This is a genomic window from Streptomyces sp. YIM S03343, assembly GCF_054729195.1.
In genome coordinates, this window is the sequence record NZ_JBPUKX010000001.1 from 1,578,072 (window position 1) to 1,595,239 (window position 17,168).

The 17,168-nt window shown below is 69.4% G+C and carries 11 protein-coding genes; 5 read left to right on the plus strand and 6 right to left on the minus strand.

The window, feature by feature from the left end:
- Positions 1–99: 99 nt before the first annotated feature.
- Positions 100–936 (plus strand): aldo/keto reductase, encoded by an 837-nt coding sequence (locus ACSYGN_RS06990; protein WP_460392940.1) that lies wholly within the window; start codon positions 100–102, stop codon positions 934–936.
- Positions 937–1,054: 118 nt separating this feature from the next.
- On the opposite strand, the gene ACSYGN_RS06995 is transcribed toward ACSYGN_RS06990, so the two are convergent.
- The 3 genes from ACSYGN_RS06995 to ACSYGN_RS07005 all read right to left on the minus strand — a co-directional run bounded on the left by ACSYGN_RS06995 (position 1,055) and on the right by ACSYGN_RS07005 (position 5,517).
- Positions 1,055–1,957 carry a class I SAM-dependent methyltransferase gene (locus ACSYGN_RS06995; protein WP_460392942.1) on the minus strand — a complete coding sequence of 301 codons (903 nt, stop codon included), beginning with the start codon at positions 1,955–1,957 and terminating at the stop codon, positions 1,055–1,057.
- A 190-nt stretch (positions 1,958–2,147) separates the two neighbouring features.
- Positions 2,148–3,863, minus strand: a complete 1,716-nt coding sequence (locus tag ACSYGN_RS07000) for a glycoside hydrolase family 6 protein (RefSeq protein WP_460392944.1) — start codon at positions 3,861–3,863, stop codon at positions 2,148–2,150.
- A 172-nt stretch (positions 3,864–4,035) separates the two neighbouring features.
- Positions 4,036–5,517 carry a cellulase family glycosylhydrolase gene (locus ACSYGN_RS07005; RefSeq protein ID WP_460392946.1) on the minus strand — a complete coding sequence of 494 codons (1,482 nt, stop codon included), beginning with the start codon at positions 5,515–5,517 and terminating at the stop codon, positions 4,036–4,038.
- Positions 5,518–5,789: 272 nt separating this feature from the next.
- Here ACSYGN_RS07005 and ACSYGN_RS07010 point away from each other — a divergent pair, with 272 nt between their 5' ends.
- Positions 5,790–8,714, plus strand: a complete 2,925-nt coding sequence (locus ACSYGN_RS07010; protein WP_460392948.1) for a glycoside hydrolase family 48 protein — start codon at positions 5,790–5,792, stop codon at positions 8,712–8,714.
- A gap of 255 nt (positions 8,715–8,969) precedes the next feature.
- Positions 8,970–11,645 carry a cellulose binding domain-containing protein gene (locus tag ACSYGN_RS07015; protein WP_460392950.1) on the plus strand — a complete coding sequence of 892 codons (2,676 nt, stop codon included), beginning with the start codon at positions 8,970–8,972 and terminating at the stop codon, positions 11,643–11,645.
- Positions 11,646–11,928: 283 nt separating this feature from the next.
- Here ACSYGN_RS07015 and ACSYGN_RS07020 read toward each other — a convergent pair whose 3' ends face one another.
- Genes ACSYGN_RS07020 through ACSYGN_RS07030 form a run of 3 tightly spaced genes read right to left on the minus strand, consistent with a single transcriptional unit; the run spans position 11,929 to position 15,002 of the window.
- Positions 11,929–13,803: a rhamnogalacturonan lyase gene (locus ACSYGN_RS07020; protein WP_460392952.1), complete on the minus strand. Its 1,875-nt coding sequence runs from the start codon at positions 13,801–13,803 to the stop codon at positions 11,929–11,931.
- 38 nt (positions 13,804–13,841) lie between these two features.
- Positions 13,842–14,642 (minus strand): class I SAM-dependent methyltransferase, encoded by an 801-nt coding sequence (locus ACSYGN_RS07025; RefSeq protein WP_460392954.1) that lies wholly within the window; start codon positions 14,640–14,642, stop codon positions 13,842–13,844.
- Between the two features lie 54 nt (positions 14,643–14,696).
- Positions 14,697–15,002: a 4a-hydroxytetrahydrobiopterin dehydratase gene (locus ACSYGN_RS07030; RefSeq protein WP_460392956.1), complete on the minus strand. Its 306-nt coding sequence runs from the start codon at positions 15,000–15,002 to the stop codon at positions 14,697–14,699.
- A 313-nt stretch (positions 15,003–15,315) separates the two neighbouring features.
- On the opposite strand from ACSYGN_RS07030, the gene ACSYGN_RS07035 reads away from it, so the two are divergent.
- Both ACSYGN_RS07035 and ACSYGN_RS07040 read left to right on the plus strand, forming a co-directional pair.
- Complete coding sequence (locus tag ACSYGN_RS07035) at positions 15,316–16,179, plus strand: helix-turn-helix domain-containing protein (protein WP_460392958.1); 864 nt, start codon at positions 15,316–15,318, stop codon at positions 16,177–16,179.
- Positions 16,180–16,310: 131 nt separating this feature from the next.
- Positions 16,311–17,126, plus strand: a complete 816-nt coding sequence (locus ACSYGN_RS07040) for an SAM-dependent methyltransferase (protein WP_460392960.1) — start codon at positions 16,311–16,313, stop codon at positions 17,124–17,126.
- Positions 17,127–17,168: the final 42 nt, after the last annotated feature.

The following is a 17,168-nucleotide window of genomic DNA, read 5'->3' on the forward strand; positions in this document are numbered from 1 at the left end:
TGGCCGATTCCGGTCGATTCCGCTGTCAGGAATGCATCACGGCCCGTGATCGTTGACGATGTGCGTAGACCTGACGACCGACCGAAGGATCAAGAACCCGTGAGCAGCAAGGTCCCCCCGATCATCCTCAACAACGGTGTCGAGATGCCCCAGCTGGGCTTCGGTGTCTGGCAGGTGCCGGACGACGAGGCGGAGCGGGCGGTCGCCACCGCGCTGGAGTCCGGGTACCGCAGCGTCGACACGGCGGCGATCTACGGCAACGAAGAGGGCACCGGCCGCGCCATCGCCGCCTCCGGCATCGAGCGCGCCGACCTCTTCGTCACCACCAAGCTGTGGAACGGCGACCATGGGTACGACGCCGCCCTGCGCGCCTTCGACACCTCGCTGGCGAAGCTGGGCCTGGACTATGTCGACCTGTATCTCATCCACTGGCCGACCCCCGCCCGCGACACCTTTGTCGACACCTACAAGGCGCTCGAGAAGCTGTACTCGGACGGCCGGGTGCGGGCCATCGGCGTCTCCAACTTCGAGACGCAGCACCTGGAGCAGCTGATCGCCGAGACGTCGGTGGTGCCGGCCGTCGACCAGATCGAGCTGCACCCGCATCTTCAGCAGCACGGGGCCCGCGAGTACCACGCGGAACAGGGCATCGCCACCGAGGCGTGGTCGCCGCTCGGCTCCGGCAAGGGTCTCCTGGAGGTCCCGGCGATCGTGGCGATCGCGCAGAAGCACGGCCGCACCCCGGCCCAGGTCGTGCTGCGCTGGCATCTCCAGCTCGGCACCATCGTGATCCCGAAGTCCGTGACGCCGTCCCGGATCAAGGAGAACATCGACGTCTTCGACTTCACCCTGGACATCGAGGACCTCGCCGCGATCAGTGCCCTCAACGAGAACCGCCGACTGGGCCCCGACCCCACCACCTTCAACGCGGGCTGACCTGCCGGGGCCGCGGCTGTGCGGGGCGCGCGGGTCGCGCCGCCCCGCACGGCGCCGGGGTTGCGGATGCGGTCGGAGGCCCGGTCCGGCTGCCCGGTCCGACTGCCGAAGGCCGTAGTCAGACGGTGCGGACCGCCGTGTGGACCGTGTGTGCCGCCAGCACGAACACATCGGGGCGGTGGTACACGCTCGCCTCGTCCGCCGGGTCGAGCAGCCGGTCCAGGGTGGCGCGGTCCTCCGCGTCGAGGACCTCGCCGAAGGTGTCGCGGAAGCGGCCGAAGGTCCCTGCGACATACTCGCGGGCGCGGTCGGTGGCCGGGGCGGGCAGATCGAGGAGGAAGCTGCGGGTGCGGGTGTGCTTGAGGCCCGCGGAGCCCAGCAGCGCGGGCCAGTCCTCGGTCTCGGCGACGGAACCCGGCAGTTCGTCCCGCATCTTCGCGAACCACTCCTGCTCCACCGCGTCCAGCCGGGCCTGGAGGCCGGGACGGCCGATGCCGATGTCGCGGGGCAGGAAACGGGACGGCAGTCCGCCCTCCAGGATCGCCAGGGTGCCGCCGGGCGCCAGCCGGGCGGCGAACGCGGCGAGCGCCGCCCGCTGGTCACCGAGGTGGTGCAGACTGCGGCTGGCCCACAGCAGATCGGCCGGGTAGTCCAACTCGTCCAGCACGCCGGGGAGTTCACCGGCGAGCGTGCCGAAGCGGTCGGCGACACCGAGGCGGGCGGCACGGTCGGCGGCGCGCTGGAGCAGCGGCTCGGCGCCGTCCACCGCCACCACCCGGGCACCGGGGAACGCCTCGGCGAACAGGCAGGACAGCACACCGGGCCCGCTGCCCGCGTCCACGATCAGTCCCGGCTCGGTCACCTCCTTCCCGAGCCAGGCCAGCGCCCGCTCGTACAGCGGCGTGAACAGCTCCGCCTGGGACTCCAGCATCGGGCCCATCTCGGCCCAGTCGAGGTCGGTGTGGTCGTGGCCCTGACGGTGGCCGTGGTGGTGGCCGTGCTCGTCCGTCTGATGTGCCATGGTGGTCAGCCTTTCGTCCGCGTACCGACAGGGTGCGACGGCACACCAGCCGGGGGCCACTTCTGTTGCGGAGACGGCAAAAAGACGGACAACTTCGGCAAGCTCCGGCGGCGGGCGAAAGCCGGGCGCACACACGTGATCCGCCGGGGCCGGTCCCAGAGGGGAGCGGCCCCGGCGGGGTACTGTCACCCTACGGAAGCGGCGGGTAGGCGTTCTGCATCAGCTGCTGGAACTGGGCGGAGAACCAGTGTCCGGACAGCGGGGCGTTTGGCAGGGCGCCGGACATGTTGTTGTTGTTGCGGGGGTTGCCGGTGTACGTCGGGTCGCACATCCGGTCGAAGCCCTTGCCCTCGTCGTTGGCGATGGCGGTGCTGGAGCCGTCGGACTCACCCGGGGGCTTCATCCAGACGTAGGCGTCGATCCCGGTGGCCGGGCTGGCCTGCGGCCGTTCACCGAGGCCCGCTCCGGACTGGTTGCACCAGTTGCCCGTGTTGATGCGCCGGTCGTAGCGGCCGCCGTCGACGTACGTGTCCACGGTGGTCTTCGCGCCCGGACCGGTCGGACGGGCGGTGCCGCCCCAGCCGTTGCGGGAGGTGTCGATCAGCATGCCGATGCCGGAGTTGAAGCCGACCGACACCAGCTGGTTGCGGAAGGCCTGCGCGAAGGACAGCTCGTCGACGTACCGGTTCCAGTCGACCCACTTGGACTGGCGCACCGACGTGCCGTTCACCGTGTCGTTGATGGTGAAGTTGTTCTCCTTCAGCGCGCTGTAGTTGGCCGTGTTGGTGATGAATCCGGCCACGTCGTCCACGGTCGCGCCCTCGCTGGTGGCCGCCTGCTTGAACAGGGTGGCCGAGGGGGCGAAGTTGTCGTCCCAGCCGAGCCAGCCGTGGTGGCCGGCGTCGAGGTAGTTGTAGACGTTGGGGATCGCGCCGAGCTTGGCGAGGGCGTAGCCGACGCCCTTCACGTAGTTGCCGTTGGCCAGCATGGTGTCGCAGTTGGCCGTGGCGGTGGCGCGGCTGCCGGTGTTGGTGACGAGGTTGGGCAGCGAGTCGATCTCGATGGTGGTGACGATCCGCAGCGAGGCGTACTTGGAGTCGGCCAGGATCGCCGCGATCGGGTCGATGAACTGCGTCTTGTACTTGTCGATCTCCGTCGGGCCGAGTTCGCCGTTGGAGGCGAGGGCCGAACAGTCACGTCCGGGCAGGTCGTAGACCACCAGCTGGACGACCTCTTCGCCGGTGCCCTTCTGGGCGAGGGCCGCGTCGAGGTGGGCACGCAGGCCCATACCGCCGTTGACACCGTTGATCGCGGCGATGCGGTCGAGCCAGACACCGGTGGGCTGGTTGGAGACACGGCTGCCGCCGGTCTCCGCCGCGGCCTTGGCGGACCATTCCGGATTCACATAGACCTTGGCGCCGCTGTACGGGTTGTCGACGCGGCTGCCGGTGCCGCCGCCCCCGCCACCGCCACCGCCGCTGCTGCCGTCGTCGACGTTGCAGGTCACGCCGTCGAGGGTGAAGGTGGTGGGCACCGCGTTGGTGCCGCTGTAGGAGCCGTTGAAGCCGAAGCTGACCGAACCCCCGGTGGCCAGCGTGCCGTTGTAGGTCTCGTTGTTGGCGGTGACGGCCGTGCCGCTCTGGGTGAGCTTGGTGCTCCAGAAGCTGGTGACCTTCTGGTTCCCGGCGTACGACCACTTCAGCGACCAACTGGACTTCGCGGCCGAGTTGTTGGTGATCGTCACGGCGGTGGTGAAGCCGCTGTCCCACTGGTTCTGCACCTTGTAGTCCACGGTGCAGGGGATCACCGTCGCCGCGGCGTCGGCCGGGGCGGTGGTGATGACCGTCCCGGTGGCCCCTGCGACGAGCGCCAGGGCGGCGAATATCGCTGTTCTGGTACGACTCATGAGTGCGGGTGTCCTTCTTCCTTGAGATGTGCCGGAGTTGCGGGGAGTTTCACCATGTGCGGGATGTGCAGTTGTTGCGGTGTGCGGTTGTTGCGGTGTGCGGTTGTTGCGGTGTGCGGTTGTTGCGGTGTGCGGTTGTTGCGGTGTGCGGTTGTGGGGGTAGTGGTGGGGGTCAGGGGTTGACGGCGCGCAGATGGTCGCGCAGCCCGATGCCGTAGGCGGTGGGCGTGCCGTCGTAGCTGGAGATCAGCGAGGGGCCCGAGGAGCAGTCCCAGGTGTTCCAGGTCCAGCCCAGATAGGACAGGTTCCGGTCGTCGAACCACTTCATGACCTGGTCGACGAACCCGTGCGAGCAGGTGTTCTCACCGACCTCCCCGGCCACCAGCGGCACCACGGCCGCGACGGGGGCGAGGGTGGAGTTCCAGCAGCTCTCGCTCGCACAGGTGTTGAAGTTGTACACGTGATAGGCGGCGGCGAGATTGCCGGTCGGATCGCTGGGCCTGTACGTCAGCCACTGGCTGAGGTCGTTGGAGTAGGCGAGCCCGCCGGCCATGATGACGTTCTGAGCCCCGGTGCCCCGGATCGCGTCGACCAGGTCCTGCATCCCGGCGACCTCGTAGGAGATGCCGGGGCAGGTGCCGCCGTCCTTCCAGCACTGCCACGCCTGGGTGGTCGTGGAGGTGGCGCGGTCCGGATAGGGCTCGTTGAACAGGTCGAACACCACGGCCTGGTCGCTCTTGAAGGTGCTCGCCACCGACGACCAGAACGAGGGTGTGTACTGCGCGTCCGGCATCGGCTTCTGGCAGGTGGCGTGGACGTCGGAGCAGCCCGCCGAGTTGCCGGTGTACTGGCCGTAGGACCAGTGGAGTTCGACGATCGGAGTCATGCCGTGCGCCTCGACCCGGGTCACCAGGTCCTTGACGGCGTTGATGTAGTTGGTGCCCGCATACTCAGGTTTGATGTTGGAAAGTCCCAGCCAGCACTCCTCGTTGAGCGGGATGCGGACCGCGTTGGCCTTCCAGTCGGCGATCGCCTTCAGGGCGGCGTCGTCGACCGGGCCGTCGAAGATGCCATAGCCCTGGACACACATGAATTCGCCGCCGGAGCGGTTGACACCGAGCAGCCGGCGGGTCGCGCCGTTCGCGTCCACCAGTTTGTTTCCGGCCACATGCAGCGCGGGTGCGCTGCCGCCGCCGGACGGGGGCGGGTCACTGGGGGTCGGTGACGGGGACGGCTCGCTGTCCGCGTTGCACACCGTGCCGTTCAGCTTGAACGTCGTCGGTACGGCGTTGCTGCCCGACCAGGAGCCGATGAACCCGGCGGTGACACTGGCGCCGGTGCCCAGCGAGCCGTTCCAGCTCTCGTTCGCGGCGGTCACGGTGGTACCGGACTGGGACCACTTGGCGCTCCAGCCCTGGGTGACCTTCTGACCGTTCGCGAAGTCGAAGGTGAGGTTCCAACTGCTCAGCGCGGCCTGGTTGTTGGTGATCTTCACGGAGCCCTGGAAGCCGGCGTCCCACTGGTTGGTGACGGAGTACTCCACCGTGCAGGCGCGCGTGGCGCCGTGCGCCGTGACGACCGGCACCAGGGCGGTGCCCAGAAGGGCGACCGTACCGGTGACGGCTAAAAGTACTGAACGCGGGGGGTGACGCATGAGCGACTCCTCGCAGCTCGGGCGCGCCGTGACCGGCGCGTCGACTGATGGAACCGCTCCCACTGGTGCGAAGGAAGGTAGCGCCAAGAGACGGCAAAGGACAGGGGTGTCGCTTGACTTTTCCTCAAAAAGGCCGGAACCGATCACTCCGAGACTGTCGAATCTTTTCGAGTCTTCAAGCGTCTTGACCGCCCCTTGCACCGTCCCCACTATGGGAGCGCTCCCACTGGTTCAAGCCTTGACTACGTCGAGCCGCAAGGAGGAACCAGCACATGGATCCTGGACCTCACGGACGCAGACACAGAAGGGTGCGGCGGTTGTGGACCGCCGTGGTGGCCGCGCTCGCCCTTCCGCTGTCGATGCTCGCCACGGGTACGACACCCGCACAGGCGGCGACGGTCCAGTGCAGCGTGGACTACAAGACCAACGACTGGGGTTCGGGCTTCACCGCCGACCTCACGATCACCAACCGGGGCACGGACGCGATCAACGGCTGGACCCTGACCTACGGCTACTCGGGCAACCAGAAGCTGGCCAACGGCTGGAACGGCACCTGGTCCCAGTCGGGCCAGTCGATCACCGTGCAGAACGCGTCGTACAACGGGACGATCGCCGCGGGCGCGGCCGTCTCCACCGGCGCGCAGTTCACGTACAGCGGCACCAACACCGCCCCCACGGCCTTCGCGGTCAACGGCACCACCTGTACCGGCGCGCACCAGCCGCCGATCACCGTGCTGACCAGCCCGGCCGCGGGCGCGGTCTACACCCAGGGCACGGCGGTCCCGCTCGCGGCGACCGCGGCGGCGGCCGACAACGCGACGATCAGCAAGGTGGAGTTCTACGACGACACCACGCTGCTCGGCACGGACACCAGCGCGCCGTACTCTCTTTCGGTCTCAAGTTTGACCGTGGGCAGTCATTCTCTGCTGGCGAAGGCGTACGACAGCCTGGGCGCGTCCGCGCCGTCCGCGCCGGTGGGCATCACCGTCGCGTCAGGTCCCGCCCTGGTGGCGTCGCCGTCCCAACTGGGCGTCCAGCAGGGCAAGACGGGCACGTTCACGGTGAAGCTGTCCACGCAGCCGAGCGCGAATGTGAGCGTGAGCGTCGCCCGGACCGCGGGCAGCACCGGACTGTCCGTCAGCTCCGGCTCCTCGCTCACCTTCACCCCGTCCAACTGGAGCACGGCGCAGACGGTGACGATCGCCGCCGACGCGTCCGGCACCGGGACGGCGACCTTCACCGCGACGGCCACCGGCTACACCGGCGCGGCGGTCACGGTCACGGAGCTGGGTGCCACCAAGGCGTACGACGCCCGCTTCCTGGACCTCTACGGGAAGATCACCAACCCGGCGAACGGCTATTTCTCGCCGGAGGGCATCCCGTACCACTCGGTCGAGACGCTGATCGTCGAGGCGCCGGACTACGGCCATGAGACCACCTCGGAGGCGTACAGCTACCTCCTGTGGCTCCAGGCCATGTACGGCAAGGTGACGGGCGACTGGACGAAGTTCAACGGCGCTTGGGACCTCATGGAGAAGTACATGATCCCGACCCACGCCGACCAGCCGACCAACTCCTTCTACAACGCCTCGAAACCGGCCACCTACGCCCCCGAGCAGGACACCCCCGACCAGTATCCGGCGAAGCTGGACACCGGTGTGTCGGTGGGCTCCGACCCGATCGCGGGCGAGCTGAAGAGCACCTACGGCACCGACGACGTCTACGGGATGCACTGGATCCAGGACGTCGACAACGTCTACGGCTACGGCGACGAGCCCGGCAAGTGCGAGGCCGGCCCGACCGCGACCGGTCCCTCCTACCTCAACACCTTCCAGCGCGGCCCGCAGGAGTCGGTGTGGGAGACCGTCCCGCAGCCCACCTGCGACGCCTTCAAGTACGGCGGCACCAACGGCTATCTGGACCTGTTCACCGGCGACTCCTCCTACGCCAAGCAGTGGAAGTACACCGACGCCCCGGACGCCGACGCGCGTGCGGTGCAGGCCGCGTACTGGGCGGACGTGTGGGCCAAACAGCAGGGCAAGGGCAGCGATGTCTCCACCACCGTCGGCAAGGCGGCGAAGATGGGCGACTATCTGCGCTACGCCATGTACGACAAGTACTTCAAGAAGATCGGCAACTGCACCTCGCCGACCGGCTGCGCGGCCGGCACCGGCAAGGACGCCTCGCACTATCTGCTCTCCTGGTACTACGCCTGGGGCGGCGCGACCGACACCAGCGCGGGCTGGGCCTGGCGGATCGGTTCCAGCCATGTGCACGGCGGCTACCAGAACCCGCTGGCCGCGTACGCGCTGAGCAACTACGCCGACCTGGAGCCCAAGTCGGCGACCGGCGTGGCCGACTGGGGCAAGTCGCTCACCCGGCAGCTGGAGTTCTACCAGTGGCTCCAGTCGTCCGAGGGCGCCATCGCGGGCGGCGCCACCAACAGCTGGCAGGGCCGCTACGCCACCCCGCCGGCCGGCACGTCGACCTTCTACGGCATGTACTACGACTGGCAGCCGGTCTACCACGACCCTCCGTCCAACCAGTGGTTCGGCTTCCAGGCATGGTCGATGGAGCGGGTCGCCGAGTACTACCAGCAGACCGGGAACACCACAGCCAAGGCGGTCCTCGACAAGTGGGTCAAGTGGGCGCTGTCCAAGACCACGGTCAACCCGGACGGCACCTATCTGATCCCCTCCACCCTCCAGTGGTCGGGCCAGCCCGACACCTGGAACGCGTCGAGCCCCGGCTCCAACAGCGGGCTCCATGTCACCGTCGCCGACTACACCAATGACGTCGGTGTGGCCGCCGCGTACGCCAAGACCCTGACGTACTACGCCGCCAAGTCCGGTGACGCGACGGCGAAGTCGACGGCCAAGGCGCTCCTCGACGGCATGTGGGCGAACTACCAGGACAGCATGGGCGTCGCCGTCCCGGAGACCCGCGCCGACTACAACCGCTTCGACGACAGCGTCTACGTCCCGAGCGGCTGGAGCGGCAAGATGCCGAACGGCGACACGGTCAACTCGTCCTCGACCTTCACCTCGATCCGGTCCTTCTACAAGAACGACCCGTCCTGGTCGAAGATCGCGGCCTATCTGGCGGGCGGCGCCGCGCCCAGCTTCACCTATCACCGCTTCTGGGCCCAGGCAGACATCGCGCTGGCCATGGGCTCGTACGCGGAACTGCTCGAGTAGTCACACCTCGGGCTCGCGGAACCGCTCCAGCGGCCACACCTCGGGCTCGTACGCGGAACTGCCCGAACAGCCACACCTCGGGCTCGTACACGGAGTACCTCGCCACGCCCCGCCGGTGCTCCGTGTGCCCGGCCCCGCCACCGGACGGCGAGGCCACCGGACCGGGCGGTCCCCACCCGCACTGGGGGCCCGCCTGGTCTTCATGCCATGCCCAGCTCCGCTCCGATGAGCAGCGATCAGAGAGGACCCCCACCCGTGCGAAGAACCCGCGTCATCACGGCCGTCCTGGCGCTCGCCGCCGGACTGCTCGCGGGCACCCCGCCCGCACTGGCCGCGAGCACCCCGAAGGCCACCACCGCGCTCGCCGCCGACACCTACACCTGGCACAACGCCCGGGTCGACGGCGGCGGTTTCGTCCCCGGCATCGTCTTCAACCGCTCCGAGAAGAACCTCGTCTACGCCCGCACCGACATCGGCGGCGCCTACCGCTGGCAGCAGTCCACCAAGACCTGGACCCCGCTGCTGGACTCGGTCGGCTGGGACGACTGGGGCCACACGGGCGTGGTCAGCATCGCCACCGACGCGCTCGCACCGGACAAGGTGTACGCGGCCGTCGGCACGTACACCAACAGCTGGGATCCCGGCAACGGGGCCGTGCTGCGCTCCTCGGACCGGGGCGCGAGCTGGCAGAAGACCGACCTGCCGTTCAAGCTGGGCGGCAACATGCCGGGCCGCGGCATGGGCGAGCGCCTGGCCGTCGACCCGAACAAGGACAGCGTCCTGTATCTGGGCGCCCCCAGCGGCAAGGGCCTGTGGCGTTCGACGGACTCCGGGGTGACCTGGTCACAGGTGACGAGTTTCCCGAACTCCGGCAACTACCAGCAGGATCCGACCGACACCTCCGGCTACGCCAGTGACAACCAGGGTGTCGTCTGGGTGACCTTCGACGAGTCGACCGGCACCTCCGGCACGGCGACGAAGACGGTCTACGTCGGTGTCGCCGACAAGGACAACGCGGTGTATCGCTCGACCGACGCGGGCTCCACCTGGACGCGGCTCGCCGGACAGCCCACCGGCTATCTGGCCCACAAGGGCGTCCTGGACGCCAAGAACGGCTACCTCTATCTCGCCTACAGCGACAAGGGCGGCCCCTACGACGGCGGCAAGGGCCGGCTCTGGCGGTACGCGACCGCGAGCGGAACCTGGACGAACATCAGTCCGGTCGCGGAGGCCGACACCTACTACGGCTTCAGCGGACTGACCGTCGACCGGCAGCATCCGGGCACGGTGATGGCCACCGCCTACAGCTCCTGGTGGCCGGACACCCAGATCTTCCGCTCCACGGACAGCGGCGGCACCTGGACGAAGGCCTGGGACTACACGTCGTACCCCAACCGCTCCAACCGCTACACGATCGACGTCTCGTCCTCCCCCTGGCTGACCTTCGGCGCGAACCCGTCACCGCCCGAACAGACCCCCAAACTCGGGTGGATGACGGAAGCCCTGGAGATCGACCCGTTCGACTCGGCCCGCATGATGTACGGCACGGGCGCCACCCTCTACGGCACCGAGAACCTCACCAACTGGGACAGCGGCGGCCAGTTCACCGTGAAGCCGATGGTGCAGGGCCTGGAGGAGACCTCGGTCAGCGATCTCGCCGCCCCGCCCTCCGGCGGCGCCCAGCTGTTCAGCGCCCTCGGTGACATCGGCGGCTTCCGGCACACGGACCTCACCAAGGTCCCCTCGATGATGTTCACTTCGCCCACCTTCACCTCGACGACCACTCTGGACTTCGCCGAGACCAACCCGAACACGGTGGTGCGGGTCGGCAATGTCGACTCCGGCGCGCATGTGGCGTTCTCGACGGACAACGGCGCCAACTGGTTCGCCGGGACCGACCCTTCGGGAGTGAGCGGCGGCGGCACGGTGGCGGCGGCCTCGGACGGCAGCCGGTTCGTGTGGAGCCCGGCCGGTACCGGAGTGCAGTACACGACCGGGTTCGGTACCTCCTGGTCGGCGTCGAGCGGTATCCCGGCGGGCGCCGTCGTCGAGTCGGACCGGGTCGACCCGAAGACCTTCTACGGCTTCAAGTCCGGCAAGTTCTACGTCAGTTCGGACGGCGGGACGACCTTCACCGCGTCCGCGGCGACGGGGCTGCCGAGTGGGGACAGCGTGCGCTTCAAGGCGCTGCCCGGCACCAAGGGCGAGGTGTGGCTGGCGGGCGGCGCGAGTGACGGCGCCTACGGGCTGTGGCACTCCACCAACGGCGGCACCGCCTTCACCAAGCTGTCGAACGTCCAGCAGGCCGACACCATCGGCTTCGGCAAGGCCGCGGCCGGGGCATCCTACCAGACGCTCTACACCAGCGCGAAGATCGGCGGGGTGCGCGGCATCTTCCGCTCCACCGACGCGGGCGCGAGCTGGACCCGGATCAACGACGACGCCCACCAGTGGGGCTGGACCGGCGCGGCCATCACCGGTGACCCGCGGGTCTACGGCCGGGTCTACGTCTCGACCAACGGGCGGGGCGTGATCTACGGCGACTCCTCCGACACCAGCGGAGGGGGTAGCGGCGGGGGCGGTGGCGGCGGTACGGATCCGACGCCGACCGGCGCCTGCACGGTCACGTACAAGATCACCAACCAGTGGACCGGCGGTTTCCAGGCCGACGTCCAGCTCGCCAACACCGGCTCCACGGCGTGGAGCGGCTGGTCGCTCGGCTGGTCCTTCGCCGACGGACAGCAGATCGGCCAGCTCTGGAACGCCGACTTCACCCAGTCGGGTGCGACGGTGACCGCGAAGAACGTCGCCTGGAACGGCACCGTGGCGGCGGGCTCGTCGGTCTCCTTCGGCTTCACCGGGAGCTGGACGGGCACCAACTCAAAACCCACGGCGTTCAAGCTGGGCGACCAGACCTGCACGGTCGCCTGACACACCGAGGGCCTGTCCGGTGGATCAAGTCGGAGGAAACCGACGGCACCTGTCAACCCGGGTGAGCGGGGGCTGGTGCGTGCAGCTGCAAGGCGGAGGAGGGAGTCGACGCGACGGGGGTCCCCCCTGTTCGAGCGCAGCCGAGAACTCGGGGGAGTCGGCGACCGACGACAACGCCGCAGATGTGCGTGCCGGCCCCCGCGTCTCCGGCATGATCCGCCGGACAGGCCCTGGGGCGCGTGCCGCACCGGGCACGCGCCCTCTTCCTTGCCGTGGACCCGCGCTACGGCGTGTAGACCGTGGGCCGGGGTGCGGTGGCCATGCCGTCGCCGATGAAGAAGCTCGGGTGCGGCGGCTGGTTGTACGCCGTGTTCTGCCAGGCCAGCGCGGTGCGGTACTGCGTGTCGTGCAGCAGTGTGGTGATCCTCGTACTCGTCTGGTACGGCGTCGAGTAGATCCTGAGCGCCTTGTTGTCCGTCGTCGGCCAGACGACCTCCTCGCGCCAGTCGCCGAGGATGTCGCCGGACAGCGACGGGGTCGCCTTGGTGGTGTTGTTGGAGTGGACGTCGGCGCCGGTCAGCAGACGGGTGTCGCCGGAGGTGCCGTACTTGTCGATGTGGGTGCCGTCGAGGAGTTCACGGACCGTGTCGCCGTCCCACCAGGAGAGGAAGTTGGTGCTGGACGGCTTGCGGCTCGCGACGACGGTGCCCTTGGGGCTGCGGATGCCGCTCACGGCCGACGACCAGGACTCGGCGCCCGCGCTGCCCGCCCAGATGTCCCCGGACACGCCCCGGCCGTTGTCGCCGTCGGCCGCGGTGGACCAGATCACCTTGCCGGTCTTCGCGTCGGCCATGAACGACGACGGCTTCGAGGAGCTCTCGTCCACCTTGAACTCCTCCAGGCCCGCCCGGGACGGGTCGAGGTCGCCGACGTGCTGGGCGTCGCCGTGGCCGTTCTTGGTGGTCCACAGCCCGGCGCCGTTGTTGTCGACGGCCATCGCGCCGTACACGATCTCGTCCTTGCCGTCGCCGTCGACGTCGGCCACCGACAGCTGGTGGTTGCCCTGGCCGTCGTAGCCCTTGCCGCTGTTGGCCGAGGAGCTGGTGTCGAAGGTCCAGCGGCGGGTGAAGGCCCCGTTGCGCCAGTCCCAGGCCGAGATGACCGTACGGGTGTAGTAGCCGCGCGCCTCGATCAGCGAGGGGCGGGAGCCGTCCAGATAGGCGGTGCCGGCGAGGAAGCGGTCGACGCGGTTGCCGTAGGAGTCGCCCCAGGACGACACCGTGCCGCGCGCCGGGACATAGTCCACGCTGCCCATCGCCTTGCCGGTACGGCCGTTGAACATGGTCAGATACTCGGGGCCGGACAGCACATAGCCCTTGGAGTTGCGGTGGTCGGCAGAGGAGCTGCCGATGACCGTGCCGGTGCCGTCGACCGTGCCGTCGGCGGTCTTCATGGCGATCTCGGCCTTGCCGTCGCCGTCGTAGTCGTACACCTGGAACTGGGTGTAGTGCGCGCCGGAGCGGATGTTACGGCCCAGGTCGATGCGCCACAGACGGGTGCCGTCGAGCTTGATGCCGTCGAGGATCGTGTCGCCGGTGTAACCGGACTGGGAGTTGTCCTTGGCGTTGGTCGGCTGCCACTTGAGAACGAACTCCAGCCGGCCGTCGCCGTCGAGGTCGCCGACGGAGGCGTCGTTGGCCTCGTAGGTGTAGGCGACGCCGTCGGGTGTGGTGCCGCCGGAGGGCGGGGAGATCGGTACGTCCTTGTAGCCGGTGCGGAGCTGGATAGCGTGCACGGAGTCGGCCTGTTCGACCCCGCCGACGACGGCGCGGACCGTGTAGTCGGCCTGGGCGGGGGCGCCGGAGTGGAAGTAGTTCGTGGAACCGGTGATCGGGGTGGCGTTGACCTTCGTACCGGAGCGGTAGACGTTGAAGGAGACCTTGTCCGCGTCGGTGCCCAGCCAGCGCCAGCTGACGAGATTGCCGCTGTCGGTGTGGACGCTGACCACGCCCCGGTCGAGTTTCTCGACCTGGCGGCCGGTGGCGGCCTCGGCGCTGCTGCCGGTGAGCGCGGTCAGACCGCCGCCGACCAGCGCGGCGGCGGCCCCGGCCGCGGCCAGGGCTGCACGGCGCCTGCGGTGTCTGTGCGGGTGCTGCACGGGACATACCTCCTGAAGGGGCGGAAGGGTTCCGCCTCTCAGTCGCCGCTGTGCGCGCTGTGGTTGCCGCCTGTTTCGGCCGACCGCCCGCTCCGCCGCGCTCTGCGGTAGGCGCGCAGGCTGAACTGCGGGTCGGGGCGCGGCCGGTCCTGGTCCGGGAGCGCGGTGAGGCGCTCGGCGTAGCACTCGGTGAGCGGATCGCCGGGCGGCAGCCGGGTGAACCAGCCGCGCCGCAGGTCGGCCACCGTGCCGCGCGGGCTGCGGCCCTGCCCGTGGCCGGGGAAGCGGGCCCGCCCGGCGGGGAGCGGCAGCCCGCTCAGGGCGGCGTAGAGGTCGACGGCGAACGCCGCGTCGGGGGCGGGACGGCGCGGGCGGCCGGCGAGCACGGCGTCGATGTCGCTGCCCACGTCATGCGCGGACGCCTTGTCGACCGTGGTGATGTAGACACCGCCGGGGCTCAGCACCCGGGCACACTCGGCGACGGCCGCGCGGACGTCGGCGGGGTCGTCGATCAGATGCAGCAGCCAGACGCTGGTGACCGCGTCGAACGTGGCATCGGGGAACGGCAGCCGTCTGCCGTCGGCGACGACGACCGCGCCGGGCAGCCGGGCGGCGGCACGACGGGCCATCCCGGGGGTGAGGTCCACGCCGGTCACCCGGGTGGCGGGCAGGGCGGCCGCGAGGCAGCGGGTCACGATCCCGGTGCCGCAGGCCACGTCGAGCAGCCGGGACGGGCGGCAGGGCAGCAGGCCGAGGATCGCTTCGGCGGCGGCCGCGGCGCGCGGTTCGCCGCCGCGGGTGATGTCGTAGGCGGCGGCTTCCTTGTCGTAGTCGAGCACGTGTCCCCCCGTCGTACGGTGCTCGGGTGTGCGTACGGGCCGGTCCGCGGGTGGTCAGGTCGCGCCGTGGGCGGCGGCGAGGCTCTCGACCCGTCGGGCCAGCTCGACGTCCTTCCCGGTGACGGCGCCGCCCGCACTGTGGGTGTGGACACTCAGGGAGATGGTGTTGTAACCGAGGGTGAGATCGGAGTGGTGGTTCAGCTCCTCCTGGACCTGGGCGATGTGTACGACCATCGCGGTGGCCGCGAAGTGCGAGCCGAGCCGGTAGGAGCGGGTGAGCCGGTCCCCGTCGAGGGTCCAGCCGGGCAGCTCGGCCAGCCGGGTCTGCAGTTCCTGCTGCGACAGCGGTTCGACGGCCATGACCTCGTTCCTTCCTGCCGTACGGCCCCCTCTCAGCGTGCCACAGCCGGGCCGCCGGGGCCCTGGTCGCGGGACCGGGACCGCAGACGGCCCGGGTCCCGGCGGGGGCCGCCGCTCGGAACGGGTGCTCCGGGCCGCCGGACACACGTCGGGACGCCGTGAAGTATGGTCGTACACCAGTGATCTGACGCGGCACCAGGTTGCACTTGGGTCGCGCTTTCACGACGGGCATGCGTACGATCACGCCACGCATGGCACACTGGCCGACAGTTTTCGGCGTGTTGGGGCCGGACAGGCCCAGGGGAGGCGTGGCGTGAGTGAGCGACGGGCCGCGCCCACGGTCGGCCAGGTGGTGCTGGGCAGACGGCTCCAGGAGCTGCGCGAGACGGCGGGCGTCAAGCGCGAGGAGGCCGCGAAGGTGCTGCGGGTCGCCCCGGCGACCGTGCGCCGGATGGAGATGGCCGAGGTCGCGCTGAAGATCCCGTACGTACAGGTGCTGCTCACCACGTACGGGGTGCCCGACGAGGAGGCGGCCTCGTTCGTCGAGCTGGCCGAGGAGGCCAATCAGCCGGGCTGGTGGCAGCGCTTCCACGATGTGCTGCCGGAGTGGTTCAGCCTGTATGTGAGCCTGGAGGGCGCCGCCCGCATCATCCGCTCCTACGAACCGCACTTCGTGCCCGGACTGCTCCAGACCGAGGACTACGCGCGCGCCGTCATGGAGGCCGGGACGATCGGCCAGATCGGCGAGGAGGCGATCGAGCGCCATGTGTCGCTGCGCATGACCCGCCAGAAGCTGCTGGAGAGGACCGACCCGCCCCGCCTCTGGGTGATCATGGACGAGACGGTACTGGCCCGCCCGGTGAGCATCCACGGCCAGGTCATGCGCGAACAGCTCGACAAACTTCTGGAGTTCAGCGAGCGCGAGCACATCACCCTCCAGTTCGCGGAGTTCCGCGACGGCCCGCACCCGGGGACGTACGCGCCCTTCTCGCTCTTCCGGTTCGCCGAACCGGAGCTGCCCGACATGGTGTTCACCGAGTATCTGACCGGCGCCCTCTATCTGGACTCCCGCAACGAGGTCTCCGCGCATCTGGAGGTGCTGGACCACATGACGGCGCGCGCGGCGTCGGTCGAACGCACCAAGCAGCTGCTGCGGGAGCGCCGCGAGGACTTCTGAGAGCGTGATCCGAGCGTCGTTCCGAGTCTGATTCGAGCGTCGTTCCGAGTCTGGTTCGAGCGTTGTCCCTGGTCTGATCCGCGCGCTGTTCCTGATCCGATTCGAGCCCTATTCCGAGGAGCCGAACCCGTATGACCGCACCCGAGGACGCGCCCACACCCATCGACACCAGCCGTCCACACCCCGCCCGGGTCTACGACTGGTGGCTCGGTGGCAAGGACAACTACCCGGTGGACGAGGAACTGGCCCGCAGGATCCTCTCCGTGGACGGCGCGGCGGTGCGCGGGGCCCGAGCGAACCGCCGGTTCATGCACCGTGCGGTCCGTACGGCCGCCGAGGCGGGGATACGGCAATTCCTGGACATCGGCACGGGCATCCCCACGGAGCCCAATCTGCACCAGGTGGTGCAGGCGGTGGCCCCGGAGGCGAAGATCGTCTACGCGGACAACGACCCGATCGTGCTGCGGCACGCGCAGGCGCTGCTGCGCGGCAGCGCGGAGGGCAGCACCGACTATGTGCACGCCGACGTCCGTGACCCGGACACCATTCTGCGGCTGGCCGGAAAGACCCTGGACTTCAAGCAGCCGGTCGCGCTGTCTCTGGTCGCGCTCACCCATTATCTGGGCGAGGCGGAGGACGGCGACGACGTCTACGGGCTGCTGGAGCGGTACCTCGCGGAGCTGGTGCCGGGCAGCTGTCTGATCCTGTCGCAGACCACCGCGGACCTGAGCCCGGAGGCGATGGAGGCCGCCGCCACCGCCTTCCGGCGCAGCGGTACCCCGTTCCATCCGCGCACCCTCGCGGAGTTCTCGCGCTTCTTCGACGGCCTCGAACTGCTGGGCCCGGGTGTCATCCCGGTGTGCGGCTGGCGGCCCGAGCCGGAGGACGTGGCGGCCCAGGCGGAGGGCATCGTGCCGGTGTACGCGGGGGTGGCGCGGAAGCCGTGAGGCGGCGTGCCCTCGCCAGGGCGCGTTTCGAGAGTCCCGTCG

Coding starts and splice junctions, on each gene's coding strand:
- ACSYGN_RS07000 (WP_460392944.1), bottom strand. CDS start 3,863: ATGAGTCGTACCAGAACAGCGATATTCGCCGCCCTGGCGCTCGTCGCA.
- ACSYGN_RS07030 (WP_460392956.1), bottom strand. CDS start 15,002: ATGGCCGTCGAACCGCTGTCGCAGCAGGAACTGCAGACCCGGCTGGCC.
- ACSYGN_RS07040 (WP_460392960.1), top strand. CDS start 16,311: ATGACCGCACCCGAGGACGCGCCCACACCCATCGACACCAGCCGTCCA.
- ACSYGN_RS07005 (WP_460392946.1), bottom strand. CDS start 5,517: ATGCGTCACCCCCCGCGTTCAGTACTTTTAGCCGTCACCGGTACGGTC.
- ACSYGN_RS06995 (WP_460392942.1), bottom strand. CDS start 1,957: ATGGCACATCAGACGGACGAGCACGGCCACCACCACGGCCACCGTCAG.
- ACSYGN_RS07010 (WP_460392948.1), top strand. CDS start 5,790: ATGGATCCTGGACCTCACGGACGCAGACACAGAAGGGTGCGGCGGTTG.